We start from the raw sequence: 16712 nt of genomic DNA, 5'->3' as shown, positions 1-16712 counted from the left end.
TTGCCGGGTGGTGGCTTCGCCTTACCCGGCCTACAGGTGCGCTGTTCGTAGGCCGGGTAAGCGCAGCGCCACCCGGCAACAGCGCCCTCAGTTCTGCAACACCGACGACACCAGCAGCTGGGTGTACGGATGATGGGGATCGTCGAGCACCCGGTCGGTCAGCCCACTTTCCACCACCTGACCCTGCTTCATCACCAGAAGACGGTCCGCCAGCAGGCGCGCGACGCCTAAATCATGGGTGACAATCACCACCGCCAGGTTCAGCTCCACCACCAGGCCGCGCAGCAGGTCGAGCAGGCGAGCCTGCACGGATACGTCCAGCCCGCCGGTCGGTTCGTCCATAAACACCAGCTTCGGATGGGTGACGAGATTGCGGGCAATCTGTAAACGCTGCTGCATGCCGCCGGAGAAGGTGGTCGGCAGGTCGTCGATGCGCGAGGCGGGGATTTCAACTTCCTCCAGCCAGTGCTGCGCCGTGGCGCGGATATTGCCGTAGTGGCGTGCGCCGGTGGCCATCAGCCGTTCGCCGATGTTGCCCCCCGCTGACACCTGACGGCGCAGGCCGTCCATCGGGTGCTGATGCACCACGCCCCACTCGGTGCGCAGCAGGCGGCGGCGCTCGGCTTCGCTCATGCCATACAGCGACACGCCCTCATACAAAATGTCGCCATTCTGCGGCGTCAGGCGCGCGGAGATGGACTTCAGCAGGGTGGTTTTACCGGAGCCGGACTCGCCGACAATGCCCAGCACTTCGCCCGGCCACAGCTCAAACGACACGTCGCTAAAGCCTTTGCCCGGCGCATAAAGGTGAGTCAGGTTATTAACCGAAAGCAGCGGTTTCATTGGCTGTTCGCCTCGCTCTGTTGGCGGCAGTAATCGGTGTCGGAGCAGACAAACATCCGTTTGCCCGTGTCGTCCAGCACCACTTCATCCAGATAGCTGTGTTTGGATCCGCAGATGGCGCACGGCTCGTCCCACTCCTGCACCGTAAACGGGTGATCGTCGAAATCCAGGCTCTCTACGCGGGTAAACGGCGGTACGGCGTAGATGCGTTTTTCACGTCCGGCACCAAAAAGTTGCAGGGCGGGCATCATGTCCATCTTCGGGTTATCGAATTTCGGGATCGGCGACGGGTCCATCACGTAGCGGCCGTTCACCTTCACCGGGTAGGCGTAGGTGGTGGCGATATGGCCGAAGCGGGCGATGTCCTCATACAGTTTGACCTGCATGATCCCGTACTCTTCCAGGGCGTGCATGGTGCGGGTTTCGGTTTCCCGCGGCTCGATAAAGCGCAGCGGCTCCGGGATCGGCACCTGGAAAATCAAAATCTGATCTTCCGTCAGCGGGGTCTCCGGAATGCGGTGACGGGTCTGGATCAGCGTCGCGTCTTCGGTTTTTTCAGTGGTGTTGACGCCCGTTACGCGCTTAAAGAAGTTGCGGATCGACACGGCGTTGGTGGTGTCGTCTGCCCCCTGGTCGATGACCTTCAGCACGTCCGCTTCGCCAATCACGCTGGCGGTGATTTGAATACCGCCGGTGCCCCAGCCGTAGGGCATCGGCATTTCGCGGCCGCCGAACGGCACCTGGTAGCCGGGGATCGCCACAGCCTTAAGGATGGCGCGGCGGATCATGCGTTTAGTTTGCTCGTCCAGATAGGCAAAGTTGTAGCCGCTTAAGTTAGCCATTGGCGCGCTCCCGTTGCAGGCGTTTCAGCAGTTCCAGTTCGGCCTGGAAATCGACGTAGTGCGGCAGCTTGAGGTGCGAGACAAAGCCCGCGGCCTCAACGTTATCCGCGTGGGCCAGCACGAACTCTTCGTCCTGTGCCGGCCCTGCAATATGCTCGCCGTAGTCCGGCGCCTGGAGCGCACGGTCAACCAGCGCCATCGCCATCGCCTTGCGCTCGCTCAGGCCATACACCAGCCCGTAGCCGCGGGTAAAGTGTGGATCTTCATTTTCTGGCGCGACAAAACCGTTGACCATTTCGCACTCGGTCATCAGCAGTTCGCCGATGTTCACCGCAAACCCCAGCTCTTCTGGCACAATTTCGACATCGAGATAGCCGCTGCGGATCTCTGCCGCGAAGGGGTGGTTGCGCCCGTAGCCGCGCTGCGTGGAGTAGGCCAGCGCCAGCAGATAGCCTTCGTCGCCGCGCATCAGCTGTTGCAGACGGGACGAGCGCGAACAGGGATAGACCGGCGGCGTGCGGGTGATGTCATCCGGTGTGCTGCCGGTGTCTTCTTCCGCCTTCGCCAGCCCCTGGTTTGCCAGCAGGCTAAAGACGTGCGGGGAGGCGTCTTGTTCAGCGTCAGAGGCGCTGAGCTGCGGTGTTTCACCGTTCGCCAGCAGAGCGAAGTCCATCAGACGATGGGTGTAGTCGTAGGTGGGGCCAAGCAGCTGGCCGCCAGGAATATCTTTATACACCGCAGAAATACGGCGCTCTAAACGCATTTCCGCCGTATTTACCGGCTCGCTCACCGCCAGCTTCGCAAGCGTTGTGCGGTAAGCGCGCAGCAGGAAGATGGCTTCCACGTTATCGCCGCTGGCCTGTTTCAGCGCCAGCGCCGCCAGCTCACGGTCCGCGATGCCGCCTTCGGTCATCACGCGGTCGACGGCCAAATTTAACTGCTGTTCAATCTGGGCGACGCTCAGCTCGGGAAGAGCGTCATCCCCCCGGCGTCTGTGCGCCTGCAAGGCATGGGCGGCGGCGATCGCCTTCTCGCCCCCTTTGACGGCAACGTACATCAGCACACCTCCACGTGGGTAGTTCGCGGGATCGCCAGCAGGCGCTCGCCGCAGGTCAGGAGCAGGTCAATGCCGAGCGGGAACGGATGCGGGCGCTCGGTCAGCTCATGAATGATGCACTCCGGCAGCTGGGGGGCGACCATCCGCTCGTCGGCGATGCCTGCACCCGTCAGGCGAAGCATGCGACCACCGCTCAGGCTGGAGACCTGCAAAATCAGCGTGGCGCTGGTTTCCGGGGCGACGGCGCTGCCTTCGCTCAGGGCGTTAAGCTGCTCGTGGCTGATTTGCTCGTCTGCCACGGCGAAGACCGCCTGCTGGGGCTGCTCGACCAGCGGCGCGTTGGTATGAAAGCGCAGGTTCTGGCTGGCGATATCGTTCAGCAATGCCCCTGACAGCCATACCGGCGTGTCGTTGTCCGCCAGCGTCAGCAGCACGCTGGTAGAGGCGAGGTTCAGCGGCAGCCAGCCCTGCGAAAGCTGGTGCAGCGAGACGATCACGCCGGGCTCGCTCATGGCTTTCAGCAGGCGACGGAAACTCTGTTGGGCATCCTGGACGGCCAGGGTAAAGGCAGGTTGAAGCGTCATGCGTTGTCTCCGCGAACGAGCGTAAAGAAGTCGACCCGGCTGGTATTCACTTCGGCCTGACGCGCGGCAAGGCGTGCGGCGCGGTCAGCTTCCAGCGGGGCAATAAGGGTTTCCATTAAGGTCTGAAAATGCGGCTGTTCCTGTAAAAGCGCGTCGATAACCGCGCAGCGCTCGGCGTGCGTTTTGTCGCGCCCAAGTACGTAGCCGTAGCCCAGCGTGCCGCTGCTCAGGCGGATCACCGCGCGGGTGAGGGTGGCATCGCCGGCGAAGAAGCGCTCACCGGTGCCGCCCATGCGTGCCTGGATCTGCACCAGGCCGATCTCCGGCGCGCGGATCGTGTCGTAGTCCGGCGTCAGGCCGAGCGCGTTCATGCGGGCAGCCAGCGCAGCAGGCTGGCTGTGGGCCAGCACGCGCATCCAGCGCTGACGAGTGGAGGTGTCGAAGTGCATTCAGTGCTCCATGGTAAATTCAATCATGTCGGCGCGGGTCAGGCTGACGGAGTATTCCGTTGCGTTGACGTCGCCGTCACGGTGGTTGAGGGTGCGCACGCAGAGCAGCGGGGCCATGTTGGGGATCTCCAGCACCTTGCTCTCTTTAGCCTGCGCGCGGCGGGCGCTGATGCGCGTCTGGGTGCGTTTGAGCGCGATACCCGTCGCCTCCTGAAGAAAATCATGCAGGGAACCGCTGGCGAAATGTTGCAGCACGGGCCAGAGGGAGAGGTCCGCGAAGTAGTGGTCGATCTGACAGACCGCCACGCCGTTCACCCGGCGCAACGTGCGCAGGTGAACGACGTTGTCGCCCTCCTGAATCCCCAGCGCGTCCGCTACGTGGCGGGAGGCCGGGCGCAGGACAGACAGCAGCTTTTCGCTGGTGGGGTGGCTGCCCTGATCGAGCAGGTTCTGGCTAAAACGCGCCTGAGCATTGAGCGGGTAGTCAAACGGGCGCATCAGCACCAGCACGCCGACGCCCTGACGACGCTGGACCCAGCCGCGTTCCACCAGCTGATCGATGGCGCGACGCAGGGTGTGGCGATTCACTTCGTAGCGGTCGGCAAGCTGCTGCTCGGCAGGCAGGTAGTCGCCGCACCGATAGTGCGTGCGCAGCTCCACTTCGAGCTTTGCCGCAATCTCTTGCCAGCGGGTAGGGTAACTGGTCGGATGTCTGGATAAGTGCATACCAATCAAAGCCTCGCTTCTCAGATGAAGTGCTTACGCAAACGTTGAGAGAGGAAATCCAGCAGGCTGACGGTGACGATGATAAGCACCATCAATGCGCAGGTTTGCTGGAACTGGAAACCGCGAATCGCTTCCCACAGGGTGACGCCAATACCGCCTGCGCCCACCATGCCGACCACGGTGGCGGAGCGAACGTTGGACTCGAAGCGGTATAGCGAATAGGAGATGAGCAGCGGCATGACCTGCGGCAGGACGCCGTAGAGGATCTCTTCGATTTTGTTCGCGCCGGTTGCGCGGATGCCTTCCACCGGGCCGGGCTCGATGGCTTCAACCGCTTCGGAGAGCAGCTTGGAGAGTACGCCGGTGGTGTGGATGAACAGCGCCATCACGCCAGCGAACGGACCCAGGCCGACGGCGACCACGAACAGCATCGCAAAGACCATTTCGTTGATGGCGCGACAGGCGTCCATCAGGCGACGCATCGGCTGGTAGATCCACCACGGCACGATGTTTTCGGCGCTCATCAGGCCAAACGGAATGGAGAGGATCACGGCGAGGGCGGTGCCCCAGACGGCGATTTGCAGGGTGGTGGCCATTTCACTGAGGTAGTCCTGCCACTGGCTGAAGTCAGGTGGGAAGAAGTCGGCGGCGAAGGTCGCCATGTTGCCCGAGTCCCTGAAGAGCAGCAGCGGATCCATCTCCGCGCCCTTCCAGGAGATAACGAGCACCGCCAGCAGAACAGCCCAGCTTATGAGCGAGAACCAGCTGCGCTTTGGCGGCGGGAGGGTGATGGTTTGCATGTTGGCTCCTTAATCTGTTCTCCCTCTCCCTGTGGGAGAGGGCCGGGGTGAGGGCATCAGCGTGCGCCTTTCCCCCTCACCCTAACCCTCTCCCTCAAGGGAGAGGGGACTTGAGTTACTGCACCGCTTTATTCACGCTGGTCATCGCCCCGAGCGCGGCGGTCAGGCGGTCGAGATCGTCCAGCTGCGCCTGAATTTCCGACACTTTGCTGGTCTTCTCTTCTTCCTTCAGACCTTTGTTGTCCTTCACGCCCTGCATCTGTTTAAACAGCGCCAGCTGGCGAATCGGCACCAGCTGCAAATCGCTGGACGCGCGGAACGGTGCCCAGCCCAGGTGCGCCAGCACTGCTTTCTCTTCCGGCGTTTTGCCGTAGTTCATAAAGAAGTCGTAGACCTTGTCCTTGGTGCTTTCGGAGAGGTTTTTACGCCACACAATCGGGTCGCCCGGGTTCAATGGCGATTTCCAGATCACCTTCAGCGCTTTCAGCTTGTCCGGCGCGGAGGTCTTCAGCTTGTCGAGGTTTTCAGTGTTGTTGGTGGCAACGTCTACCTGCTTGTTCGCTACGGCCAGGGCGTTGGTTTCGTGGCTGGCGTTAACCGTGCGCTTGAAGTCGCTGGCGGAGATGTTGTTTTTCGCGAAGACGTAGTAACCCGGGACGAGGAAGCCGGACGTAGAATTCGGGTCGCCGTTACCAAAGGTCAGCTCTTTGCGTTTGGCGAGCATATCGTTGAGGTTGTTGATCGGGCTGTCTTTGTTAACGATCAGCACGCTCCAGTAGCCCGGGGAGCCGTCTGCTGCAACGGTCTGGGCAAAGACCTGGCCGTTGGCGCGATCTACCGCTTCCATGGCAGAGAGGTTGCCGTACCACGCGATGTCGACTTTGTTGAAGCGCATTCCCTGGATAATGCCCGCGTAGTCCGGGGCGAAGAAGGCGTTCACTTTGATCCCCAGTTTGGTTTCCATATCTTTCAGGAACGGTTCCCACTGCGGCTTCAGGTTTTGCTGTGATTCCGTTGAAATGATGCCAAAGTTCAACGCTTTTTCCTGTTCCTCTGCCCAGGCCGGGCTTAACAGGGTGCTGATGCTGAACATGCTGGTGAAGGCCAGCGCGGCAACGGCTTTGTAGTTCATTTCCATTCCTCGTTATCGGGGCGTTAAGCAGCCTGCGCGCGTTCTTCGACGCGGTTTACGCTGCGGTAGAGATGATCAAAACGTTCGTTATCAAACTGATGGCTGGCGCCATCGAAGAACACGTGGCCCTGACGCAGGGCGACGATGCGCTCGCAGTAGCGCAGGGCGTAATCCACCTGATGCAGCGTCACCACCACGGTGATGCCGTCGTTCTGGTTGATGTCGCGCAGGGTTTCCATCACGATGCGGGCCGATTCCGGATCCAGCGAGGCGATAGGCTCATCGGCCAGAATGATTTTGGCTTTCTGCATCAGAGCGCGGGCGATGGCGACGCGCTGCTGCTGTCCGCCGGAGAGCGTTGAGACGCGCTGGTGGGCAAAATGCGCCATGCCGACGCGGGTCAGCGCCTGTAAGGCTTCTTGTTTCTGGGAAGGGGAGAACCAGCGCAGGCAGGTGCGCCAGAACGGGGTGCTGCCGAGCGCGCCAATCAGCACGTTCTCGAGCACCGTCAGGCGGTTCACCAGGTTGAACTGCTGAAAGATATAGCCCGTCTGCGCGCGGCTTTTGCGAATATCGCTTGCCAGACGCCCCGCATGTTGCACGGTGTTACCCAGCAGCTCGACGCGGCTTTCCGGCGTTTTGTCACAGGTAATGAGGCCGCTTAAGTGACGAAGAAGGGTGGATTTTCCTGAACCGGATGGCCCCAGCAGCGCCACCATTTCGCCCTGCTGGACGGTCAGATCAACGGCATGCAGCGCCTTGTTGTGATGGAAGGTTTTGCTCAGTTTCTCGACGCGAATGACAGTTTGCATGTGCTGGGCCTCACGATAAATGTGGCCTCATGCTGGCGCATCAATATGACATTCAGGTTAAGTGTTGGTTGCGGGAGTTTGAAGAGTTGAGGGGGATTTGATGACAATCACCGTAGGCCCGGTCAGCGCAGCGCCACCGGACGCTATTGCCGGATGCGCTGCGCTTATCCAGCCTACGATTTAACGACGTTAATCATCCACGGCACGCCGTATTTGTCGGTCACAGTGCCAAATCCGTGCGCCCAGAAGGTCTCCTGCCAGGCCATTTCAATATTGCCGCCATCGGCGAGGTTGTCGAACCAGCGCTTGCCTTCCGACACATCCTGGGTGTCGAGCACCAGTGTGAAACCCGCGTATTGCGCGCTGCTGCCAGGCGGTATCCCGTCGCTCATCATAATGTCGCTGCCCGCGATGCGGACGTTAGAGTGGGCGATGGCGGTATCCGGGAAGTTCATGCCGGACGGACAGCCTTCTTCGCTGTTTTCGTCTTTAGGCATTTCGCCGAAGGTGATTTTGTAGAGGAGTTCTGCGCCGACGGCCTGCTGATAGAAGGCGGTGGCCTCCGCACAGTTGCCAGCGAAAGAGATGTAGGGACTTAACGGCATAATCTTTACCTCACGTAAGAAAAGCCCGTTAAGTGTAGTTCCCGGACGCCCGGTAAGCGAAGCGTCACCGGGCGGGTCAATCAGTTCTTTTTCACGAACTCAGATTTCAGTTTCATCGGACCGAAGCCGTCAATTTTGCAATCGATATTATGATCGCCTTCAACAAGACGGATGTTTTTCACTTTGGTACCAATCTTCAGCATGGAAGAACTGCCTTTTACCTTCAGATCTTTCACAACGGTAACGCTGTCGCCGTCTGACAGCAGGTTGCCGTTCGCGTCTTTCACAATCAGCGTATCGCTGTCCTGCGCAGGCTCCGCATCGTTCCATTCATGGGCGCATTCCGGGCAAACGAACATGCCATTGTCTTCATAGGTGTATTCAGAATTGCATTTCGGGCAGTGTGGAAGTTGCATGTTGGTATCCTCAAAAGTGTTAACACGCTGGAAAACGCCAGCTAAATGACGGCAGTGTGCCGAAAAAGGCAGCGAGTATAACGCAAATCCCCACTTTTGTCGGTGATATTGTTTTAGAAAAATAGCGCAAAAATGCGTAAAAGATGACACGAACTGTCAGTGAATTAAGGGAAGCTTATGCCCTGCACGGCAGTGATCGTTATGATGATAAATATATCGAATATTTTATTACAGCAAATTGCTACGCTGTGCCATTTCGGATAAGGTGAAGGAACAAACCGTTATTTATCTATCCTTTCTGATGCTATACATCTTTTGGTGTCAGGGAATACCTCTCTTTTTTGGTGGGTAAATAACGATGATATCTCCTGATGTTTCCTGAAAATGCGTTTTGTCTATTTACTTTTGGTCTTCTGACCAGAGGGATGTTTTACACGTATTAGAAGGGTGAGATTTAAATTCTCATTATCTTCAGTTACTTGTATTAAATGAACATGTTTTCCATACGTGATCATATAAGCCTGAACAGTATAATTAAAAAAACGTGGCTTAATAAAAGTAATAAATTTGCGTTAAGGGAAGGCTTTTATCATGCACACACAGACCATATTTGAATTAAGCCAGGAAGCCGAACGTTTGTTACAGCTGGCTCTGAACAATCTTGATTCATTAAAATCAATGCCGATTGCAAAGCTGGATAGCACAGCCGCTGCCATGAGCGGCGTTAATAACAACGTTTTGCCATTACATTTTAGCGCGCGGGGTGTCGACGCTCAGCAGGCGTTGCTGAATAACGAATTACGCAAAATAACCCGCCTCGAAATGGTGCTGGCGATTGTGGGTACCATGAAAGCGGGAAAATCGACCACCATTAATGCGATTGTGGGCACGGAAGTGCTGCCGAACCGCAATCGTCCGATGACGGCGCTGCCCACGCTGATCCGCCATACGCCGGGCCAGAAGGAGCCGGTGCTGCATTTTTTGCACGTTGCGCCCATTGATACCCTGATTTCCCAGTTGCAGACGAAATTGTGCGATATAGATCGCGGCAAGCTGGCGCGGCGTCTGGAAATCGACAAGGACATGAATACGCTGCTGGAGCGCATCGAAAGAGGTGAGGCGTTCGGAAAACATCACCTGGGCGCGGAGCCCATCTTTCATTGTCTGAAAAGCCTGAACGATCTGGTGCGGCTTTCTCAGGCGCTGGGCGTGGAGTTTCCTTTTTCTGAGTACGCCGCGATTGAACATATTCCGGTGATTGAGGTGGAATTTGTGCACCTCGCCGGTCTGGATGCGCACCTGGGGCAACTGACGCTGCTCGACACGCCGGGGCCGAACGAGGCCGGTCAGCCGCACCTGCAAAAAATGCTCAGCGAGCAGCTGGCGCGCGCCTCCGCCGTGCTGGCGGTGATGGACTATACCCAGCTTAAATCCATTTCCGACGCCGAGGTTCGGCAGGCAATTTCGGCGGCGGGGAAATCCGTGCCGCTTTACGCCCTGGTCAATAAATTCGATCAGAAAGATCGTAACAGCGACGATGAAGAGCAGGTTCGGGCGATGATTTCCGGCACGCTGATGAAAGGGAATATTTCTCCGGGACAAATTTATCCGGTCTCTTCCATGTGGGCCTACCTGGCAAACCGCGCCCGCTATGAGATGAACACCCATGGGCGGCTTCCCGATCATCAGGATCAGCGTTGGGTGCAGGATTTTGCCGAGGCCGCGCTGGGCCGCCGCTGGCGTACGGCCGATCTCGACGATAGTGACCATATTCGCCATGCGGCGGATCTGCTGTGGGAGGATTCGCTGTTCGAACAGCCCATCCGCAAGCTGATTTACGCGGCTTACGCCAACGCCTCGCTGTTCGCCCTGCGGTCGGCATCGCATAAGCTGCTGAACTATGCGCAAAATGCCAGAGAATACCTGGATTTTCGCCATCAGGGACTGACGGTCGCCTTTGATGAGCTGGAGCGGAATATTAAGCGCCTGGAAGAGGACATGGCGATGCTGCGTCAGCGGCAGAGCGTAGTGAGCGATGAGGTCCAGCATGAAGTTGAAGAGGCGCTCAACGCAGCGGATACATTTCTGCTTAGTCAGAAAGGCGAACTTCACCAGGCGCTGGACGACATGTTTAGCCGCCCGTTAATTCTTGATTTAGCCGGGCGCGAGCCATCCAGCATGCGTACAGACGACACGGATGGGAACCAGCAACTGGTGCTTGACGATGAAGGGCAGGCACAGATTGTCCTGAGCAAGATCCGATCGTCATGCGAGCAGATTTTGCTGAATGCGCAGAGCAGAATTAGCCGGGAGCTGGCGTTACGCTTCGATCAGCTGGAGTCTACGCTCGCCCGATCGTTGAATGAGGCGATGCGCCCCATCGAGATGCAAATTAAGGAACAGCTCAGTCATGCCGGCTTTCGGGCGCGGATTAGCTTTCCGGCGTTTCAGGCAAACCAGCTTAACTTCAATACGCGCGGCTTATTTAATGATGCCATTGTGCAGGACACCCCTCCCGCCAGTCAGCCTGCAGGGGCGGGCAGCGTACGTAATACCGTCTCGCGCTGGCTCAATCATCCCGGCTGGGGCTGGGAAGCGTATGTGGAGACGCGCACCCGATATGTCATCGATATCGCCCAGCTTCATGGCAAATTTACGCAGCATACCGATCAGTTTTGCGATCAAATACGTAAAGCTTTGGCCGCGCAGGTCGATGTCTCTGTTACGGCAGGTATGGCAACGTTCTTTGCAGAGTTTTCGTTGTGCCTGACCGGGTTACAGGAAAGCTTGCGTGATAGCCTTGCCGTGCGGCAGCAGAATGAGCATTCAACCCGGGCGCTTAGCCAGTTGTTGAAGCAAAGTATGACCACAGCGGCGTGGATTCAGGAAGATACCCGACTGTTACGCGATGATATTCAAACCTTATTCGCGGCAGAGCAACCATGACAACACAGCTACTGGACGGTCCCGGGCGGACGCTGGAGTGTATTCATCCAAAATTTATGGTCGATTTGGTCCAGGGGGCGGATGCTGCTCGTCACACCCTCCTGGGGCCACAGCAACTGCAATTTCGTGAGCGTTTGACGCAGGAGATCGTTACGCAGACCCGGTTGCGGCCATGGGCAATGGCGGGAATGCTCAACGAAAATGCAGCACTGCGGCTGGGTCTGGCGGAGAAACTGGCCGGTATGCTCGACCCTGGACACCTGGCGCTGACCCGCATGTCCGACAAGCTGGTAGCCCTGCGCCAGCAGGTTAATCCACGCCTCCCTCAACCTTCCGGATTGTTGCAACAGTACGAGGCGCTCTCCGCACATTTCAACCAGCGTGCCGCCTATAAAGAGAAAGCGCTCGCGCAGCGCGGCCTTACGGTTCAGGCGGGCGAGCACAGCGAGCAAATTTTTACCCGCTGGCGAGCCGGGCAGTATGACGGCTGGTCGCTGGCTGGCCGCTGCTTTATCGTGCTGGAAGAGTTGCGCTGGGGCGCGTTTGGCGATGCCTGTCGTCTGGCGAATAGTGATGTGGCGGCCATGCTGAAAGATAACCTGCGCAGCATGGCCGCAAACTATCTGGCACAGGGGATTAACGCTTCTCCCACCACCCGGCATTTTTACCATCAGTGGCTGACGACGCCCGCTTCTCCTGGTCTGATGGATTATAAAGATATGCTTGGCTGGCTGGGGGACTGGTGTCAGGCGGATAAACATCCGGTGAGCTGGTCAGTGACGCAGAGCTGGCAAACGGTCGCGCTGGGTATGCCGAGACTCTGTTCGGCAAAACGGCTGGTGGATGGCATGGTGGAAGAGATATTTAGTGCGTGATTGCCCCCTCTTTTTAAGGAGGGGGCGAACGGCTTAGTGGTGCATTTCTACCGCTTTCGGCTCTGCCTGGGTTTCCGGAACCTGTCCAAAACGTCTGGCGTACAGCGCCGTGATGATCGGGACCAGAATCGCCGTCACAATCACGCTGGCGGCAACCAGGGCCGTGGCGGAAGCCGCCACTGGTTCAAAGGCCGGGTTAATCTGGGCGATAATCACCGGGTTAGCTACCGCAGCGCCTGCGGCCGACGAGGCGGCCACACCTGCGGTTCCGTTACCGCCCCCGATGACGCGGTCTGCAATAATTAGCGGAATACCCGTGATGACGATGACGGCAACACCCAGCACAATACCCAGCAGGCCGGTTTCCAGAATCACGTTCAGATTGATGGTATTGCCCAACGCGAAGCCGAAGAACGGGATCAGTACCGGGGTGGCTTTGCTGAAGAAATCGCGCAGATCGTGATCGAGGTTGCCTAGCGCAAAACCAATCAGGAACGGCAGGATCGCCCCGACAAAATGGTGGGGTTCAAAGGAGGCAAGGCCGGCAGAACCCAGAATCAGCATGGTCATCAGCGGACCCGACTCCAGGGACATCAGCACGAACGCGCCTGATTCTTCTTTGGTGCCATATTGATTCATCAGGCTGGCATAGAGACCGCCGTTGGTCATATCCATTGCTGAAACAATGGCCAGAACGGATAATCCGGCGAAGAATCCGGTCTGTATGCCATTCTCCGGAATGAACATCGCGCAGATCATGGCAACGACCCAGGCGACCGCAATTTTAGTAATGACCAGCGTCCCTGATTTACGTAATACCGTACCAGTTGCACGTAAATTAATAGATGCGCCGATGCAAAAGAACCAGACTGCCAGAATCGGCACCGTTCCGGTGATCATACCTTTTGTAAAACCGCCAAAATAAGCACCGGTATTCGGGGCCAGCGTATTTAATATCGCGCCAAGTACCAGCGGGACCAGCATCATCCCGCCCGGGATGCGTTCTATTGTTGCTTTAATCTTCATCATTAACCCTCACATCTCGCCCGCGTGGCTGGCGGAAATCTCAAAAAATAGATCAACAAATTCAAATGATTGCCTTTTTTGAAGACCAATCGATTCGTTACTTATGCTGTAAAGCGAAATTCAGGTGCTTAGCATTCCTTCATTTGAAAGCCGCTGGGATATTGTGTTCGGGTTTATCATGCGATCTTTGGAATTGCGATTCAATGAAAATAAAACACTGTTTTAGTTATCTGCGTCACATATTGAATGTAAACAGGAATGCCCGCTGTTAATAATTAAATTTTGTGTAAATTCGATGTGAAGAAATGTGATTGTTTTTTGTTTTAAGAGGAATAATAACGGGTGTTAAGATGTGCTTGATAAAGGGGGGTGAGAATGACCTTATTTATCGTGAATTGACAAAACCTGAAGCCAACTTACGAACCGGAAAAATATATGTGAAGTTGATCACATATATAAACGCTGGTAGGGTAAAAAGGTCTTTAACTGCCCAGACAGGCGTCAACAGGTTCGGTTGTATTGAGGTAAAACGTCAATGTAAGTAAACCTGCTACGCTTGAATAAGGAGATTCGCATGGAGCGGATCTCTGGTTCACAGCTTGCAAATGCGCTGTGAAACGGACGGGGCTGAGTCTACGAGGAAAGCTATGCTTAGAAGGAAAAAAGTAAAACCCATCACGCTGCGCGATGTCACCATTATTGATGATGCGAAACTGCGCAAAGCGATTACGGCGGCCTCGCTCGGTAATGCGATGGAGTGGTTCGATTTTGGTGTCTACGGCTTTGTTGCCTATGCGCTTGGTAAAGTGTTCTTCCCCGGTGCCGATCCCAGCTTGCAGATGATTGCCGCGCTGGGTACGTTCTCTGTTCCCTTCCTTATTCGCCCTCTCGGTGGCCTGTTCTTCGGCATGCTGGGTGATAAATATGGTCGCCAGAAGATCCTGGCTATTACTATTGTCATCATGTCGATAAGTACATTCTGTATCGGCCTTATTCCGTCCTATGCGACCATTGGTATATGGGCACCGATCCTGCTGTTGATCTGTAAGATGGCGCAGGGCTTCTCCGTTGGCGGCGAATATACCGGTGCATCGATTTTTGTCGCCGAGTATTCTCCGGATCGAAAACGCGGCTTTATGGGCAGCTGGCTCGACTTTGGTTCGATTGCCGGGTTTGTCATGGGCGCGGGAGTTGTGGTTCTGATTTCAACCGTAGTGGGTGAAGAGAACTTCCTCGACTGGGGCTGGCGTATTCCGTTCTTCCTGGCGCTGCCGCTTGGCATCATCGGTCTTTACCTGCGTCACGCCCTGGAAGAGACGCCTGCGTTCCAGCAGCACGTTGAAAAGCTGGAGCAGGGCGACCGTGAAGGGTTGCAGGATGGCCCGAAAGTGTCGTTCAAGGAGATTGCGACCAAACACTGGCGCAGCCTGCTGACCTGTATCGGTCTGGTGATTTCCACCAACGTGACCTATTACATGCTGCTGACATACATGCCGAGCTATCTGTCGCATAACCTGCACTACTCGGAAGACCACGGTGTGCTGATTATTATCGCCATCATGGTAGGCATGCTGTTCGTGCAGCCGATTATGGGCCTGCTGAGCGATCGCTTTGGCCGTAAGCCATTCATTATTCTCGGTAGCGTCGCACTGTTCGCGCTGGCAATCCCGGCCTTTATTCTGATTAACAGCAATGTGCTGGGGCTGATTTTCGCCGGTCTGCTGATGCTGGCGGTGATCCTCAACTGCTTTATCGGGGTGATGGCTTCTACGCTACCGGCAATGTTCCCGACGCATATTCGCTACAGTGCGCTGGCGGCAGCCTTTAATATCTCCGTTCTGATTGCGGGCCTGACGCCGACGCTTGCTGCTTCACTGGTGGAGAGCACGCAGAACCTGATGATGCCTGCTTACTATCTGATGGTTATTGCGGTGATTGGCCTGATTACCGGTATTACTATGAAGGAGACGGCGAACCGTCCACTGAAAGGGGCAACGCCTGCGGCGTCCGATATTCAGGAAGCGAAGGAGATCCTGCGCGAGCACTACGATAACGTAGAGCAGAAGATTGAAGATATTGACGCAGAGATTGAAGAGCTTCAGAAAAAACGTTCTCGCCTGGTTGACCAGCATCCGCGAATTAACGAGTGATAAAAAACCCGCCGCTGGCGGGTTTTCTTTTATTAGCATCCTGCGGCGATATAGTCGCCGCTGACGCTGACGGGGATCACCGTCAGGAAGAGGATAGTTGCGAACAGTATCAGAACAACTCCTCCGGCTATTTTGACCATCGGCATTACCCAGTTCAGGGAAGTGCCGCCACTAAACCAGGCTACTGTGCGTTCACGCGCGTAACGTACTGCCAGCGACAGCCCCATAATCGACAGCGCCGTGCCCAGCGACATTGTCATCACAGCAGCAATTCCCCAGCTAATAATGCCGAGCGCATTCGAGAACATCAGGATCATAATTGCTCCGCTGCACGGGCGTGCGCCAATGGCCAGCACCACGCCCAGACGGGTTTTCCAGTCGCTTTTAGCCAGATCCACCCCTACGCCGTGATGGCCGCAGCCACAGTGTTCATTATGCTGATGATGCGGCTTGATGGCGCTAATCGCCATTTTGCGCGGACGCAGGCTGCTGAGCGCCTGATAAATGATAAACGCACCGAAGGCGGCAATCAGTAAGGCGCTGATTTTCTCGACGTACCAACGGCTGGTGCTAATATCTCCTGACGCGAGGTTCAATCCAACCGCCAGGATAAACACAAAGAGGATCGCGCTGACGCCCTGCATCAGGCTACCGATAAACGGTACGACGCGCGCCGCGAGCTGGCTCTCTTTATTGGTGCTGAGATACGTGGCGACGATAAATTTGCCGTGTCCTGGTCCAACGGCATGGAGTACACCATAAAGAAACGCACCGGTTAACAACCACAGCCCACCGCTGTACTGATGATTATTAAGTTGCAGCAAATACATCACCAGATAACGGTGCAGGGTGATCTGAGCGGCGAGGCACCACTGAATAAATGCATTCCAGTGCGTATGCAGTGCGAAACCTGCCATAAGTAACACCAGCACGGCGAGCCCGGCGGTTGGGATACGCCAGTCACGTTGAAGTCGTTGTGTCGTCATCAGGTTGGTCTGCGAGAGGAATATTTGCCGCTAGTATAGTGTTCAATTAGCGGGATCGCACCGGGATCGTCAATGGATTGTGGATAACTCTGTGCGTAAAAGGGTATAAGGCGGGGTTTTGCTGGGGAATACAGCAGTCAGTCATTTTTTTGCAACTTTTCTGTTGCGGTCGCTCGGGAACTCCCTATAATGCGCCTCCATCGACACGGCGGATGTGAATCACTTCACAGACAACCCGGTCGGTTGAAGAGAAAAAATCCTGAAATAACGGGTTGACTCTGAAAGAGGAAAGCGTAATATACGCCACCTCGCGACAGAGCGCTGAAGCGCGTCGCAACTGCTCTTTAACAATTTATCAGACAATCTGTGTGGGCACTCAAAGTGACATGGATTCTTAACGTCCTCGGACGAAAAATGAATACCAAGTCTCTGAGTGAACATACGTAATTCATTACGAAGTTTA

Annotated in this window: 16 protein-coding genes; 3 read left to right on the top strand and 13 right to left on the bottom strand. The window is 56.3% G+C overall.

The genetic code is table 11. The features are described from left to right. Positions 1-87 precede the first annotated feature (87 nt). From phnK to C3451_RS17080, 11 genes are all read right to left on the bottom strand, one after another. Entirely contained in the window at positions 88-843 is a 756-nt protein-coding gene (gene phnK, locus C3451_RS17130) for a phosphonate C-P lyase system protein PhnK (RefSeq protein WP_003860225.1), read from the bottom strand. Then, entirely contained in the window at positions 840-1685 is an 846-nt protein-coding gene (phnJ, locus tag C3451_RS17125; RefSeq protein WP_022646781.1) for an alpha-D-ribose 1-methylphosphonate 5-phosphate C-P-lyase PhnJ, read from the bottom strand. Before phnJ ends, phnK begins: the two co-directional genes overlap by 4 nt. After that, positions 1678-2742, bottom strand: a complete 1065-nt coding sequence (locus tag C3451_RS17120; RefSeq protein ID WP_022646782.1) for a carbon-phosphorus lyase complex subunit PhnI — start codon at positions 2740-2742, stop codon at positions 1678-1680. The genes phnJ and C3451_RS17120 overlap by 8 nt, the downstream gene beginning before the upstream one ends. Next, positions 2742-3326 (bottom strand): phosphonate C-P lyase system protein PhnH, encoded by a 585-nt coding sequence (phnH, locus tag C3451_RS17115; protein WP_023305278.1) that lies wholly within the window; start codon positions 3324-3326, stop codon positions 2742-2744. The genes C3451_RS17120 and phnH overlap by 1 nt, the downstream gene beginning before the upstream one ends. Further along, positions 3323-3775, bottom strand: coding sequence for a phosphonate C-P lyase system protein PhnG (phnG, locus tag C3451_RS17110; protein WP_023299115.1), 453 nt, complete (start codon positions 3773-3775; stop codon positions 3323-3325). Before phnG ends, phnH begins: the two co-directional genes overlap by 4 nt. Beyond that, positions 3776-4501, bottom strand: coding sequence for a phosphonate metabolism transcriptional regulator PhnF (gene phnF, locus C3451_RS17105; RefSeq protein WP_022646784.1), 726 nt, complete (start codon positions 4499-4501; stop codon positions 3776-3778). 20 nt (positions 4502-4521) lie between these two features. Further along, positions 4522-5301: a phosphonate ABC transporter, permease protein PhnE gene (phnE, locus tag C3451_RS17100; protein ID WP_022646785.1), complete on the bottom strand. Its 780-nt coding sequence runs from the start codon at positions 5299-5301 to the stop codon at positions 4522-4524. 115 nt (positions 5302-5416) lie between these two features. After that, on the bottom strand, positions 5417-6433 hold the full coding sequence (phnD, locus tag C3451_RS17095; RefSeq protein WP_124304355.1) for a phosphonate ABC transporter substrate-binding protein: 1017 nt from the start codon (positions 6431-6433) through the stop codon (positions 5417-5419). Between the two features lie 23 nt (positions 6434-6456). Further along, on the bottom strand, positions 6457-7245 hold the full coding sequence (gene phnC / locus C3451_RS17090) for a phosphonate ABC transporter ATP-binding protein (protein WP_003860210.1): 789 nt from the start codon (positions 7243-7245) through the stop codon (positions 6457-6459). A gap of 173 nt (positions 7246-7418) precedes the next feature. Further along, positions 7419-7850 carry a VOC family metalloprotein YjdN gene (gene yjdN, locus C3451_RS17085; RefSeq protein ID WP_022646788.1) on the bottom strand — a complete coding sequence of 144 codons (432 nt, stop codon included), beginning with the start codon at positions 7848-7850 and terminating at the stop codon, positions 7419-7421. Between the two features lie 80 nt (positions 7851-7930). Next, entirely contained in the window at positions 7931-8266 is a 336-nt protein-coding gene (locus tag C3451_RS17080; RefSeq protein WP_022646789.1) for a zinc ribbon domain-containing protein YjdM, read from the bottom strand. A gap of 591 nt (positions 8267-8857) precedes the next feature. Between C3451_RS17080 and crfC the strand changes: the two genes are divergently transcribed. After that, positions 8858-11212: a clamp-binding protein CrfC gene (gene crfC / locus C3451_RS17075; RefSeq protein ID WP_045620941.1), complete on the top strand. Its 2355-nt coding sequence runs from the start codon at positions 8858-8860 to the stop codon at positions 11210-11212. Next, a complete protein-coding gene (locus C3451_RS17070; protein WP_022646791.1) occupies positions 11209-12087 on the top strand; it encodes a diguanylate cyclase regulator RdcB family protein in 879 nt (292 codons plus the stop codon). Before crfC ends, C3451_RS17070 begins: the two co-directional genes overlap by 4 nt. A 33-nt stretch (positions 12088-12120) precedes the next feature. Here C3451_RS17070 and kdgT read toward each other — a convergent pair whose 3' ends face one another. Next, a complete protein-coding gene (kdgT, locus tag C3451_RS17065; RefSeq protein ID WP_022646792.1) occupies positions 12121-13113 on the bottom strand; it encodes a 2-keto-3-deoxygluconate transporter in 993 nt (330 codons plus the stop codon). Positions 13114-13760: 647 nt separating this feature from the next. Here kdgT and proP point away from each other — a divergent pair. Then, entirely contained in the window at positions 13761-15263 is a 1503-nt protein-coding gene (gene proP, locus C3451_RS17060; RefSeq protein WP_022646793.1) for a glycine betaine/L-proline transporter ProP, read from the top strand. A 32-nt stretch (positions 15264-15295) separates the two neighbouring features. On the opposite strand, the gene C3451_RS17055 is transcribed toward proP, so the two are convergent. Then, on the bottom strand, positions 15296-16249 hold the full coding sequence (locus C3451_RS17055) for a nickel/cobalt transporter (protein ID WP_045620942.1): 954 nt from the start codon (positions 16247-16249) through the stop codon (positions 15296-15298). Positions 16250-16712: the final 463 nt, after the last annotated feature.

The organism is Enterobacter sp. 301B, from assembly GCF_003850715.1.
Lineage (GTDB): Bacteria > Pseudomonadota > Gammaproteobacteria > Enterobacterales > Enterobacteriaceae > Enterobacter > Enterobacter intestinihominis.
Note: the sequence above shows the minus strand (reverse complement) of the source record. Positions and strands in the feature narration are given on the sequence as shown.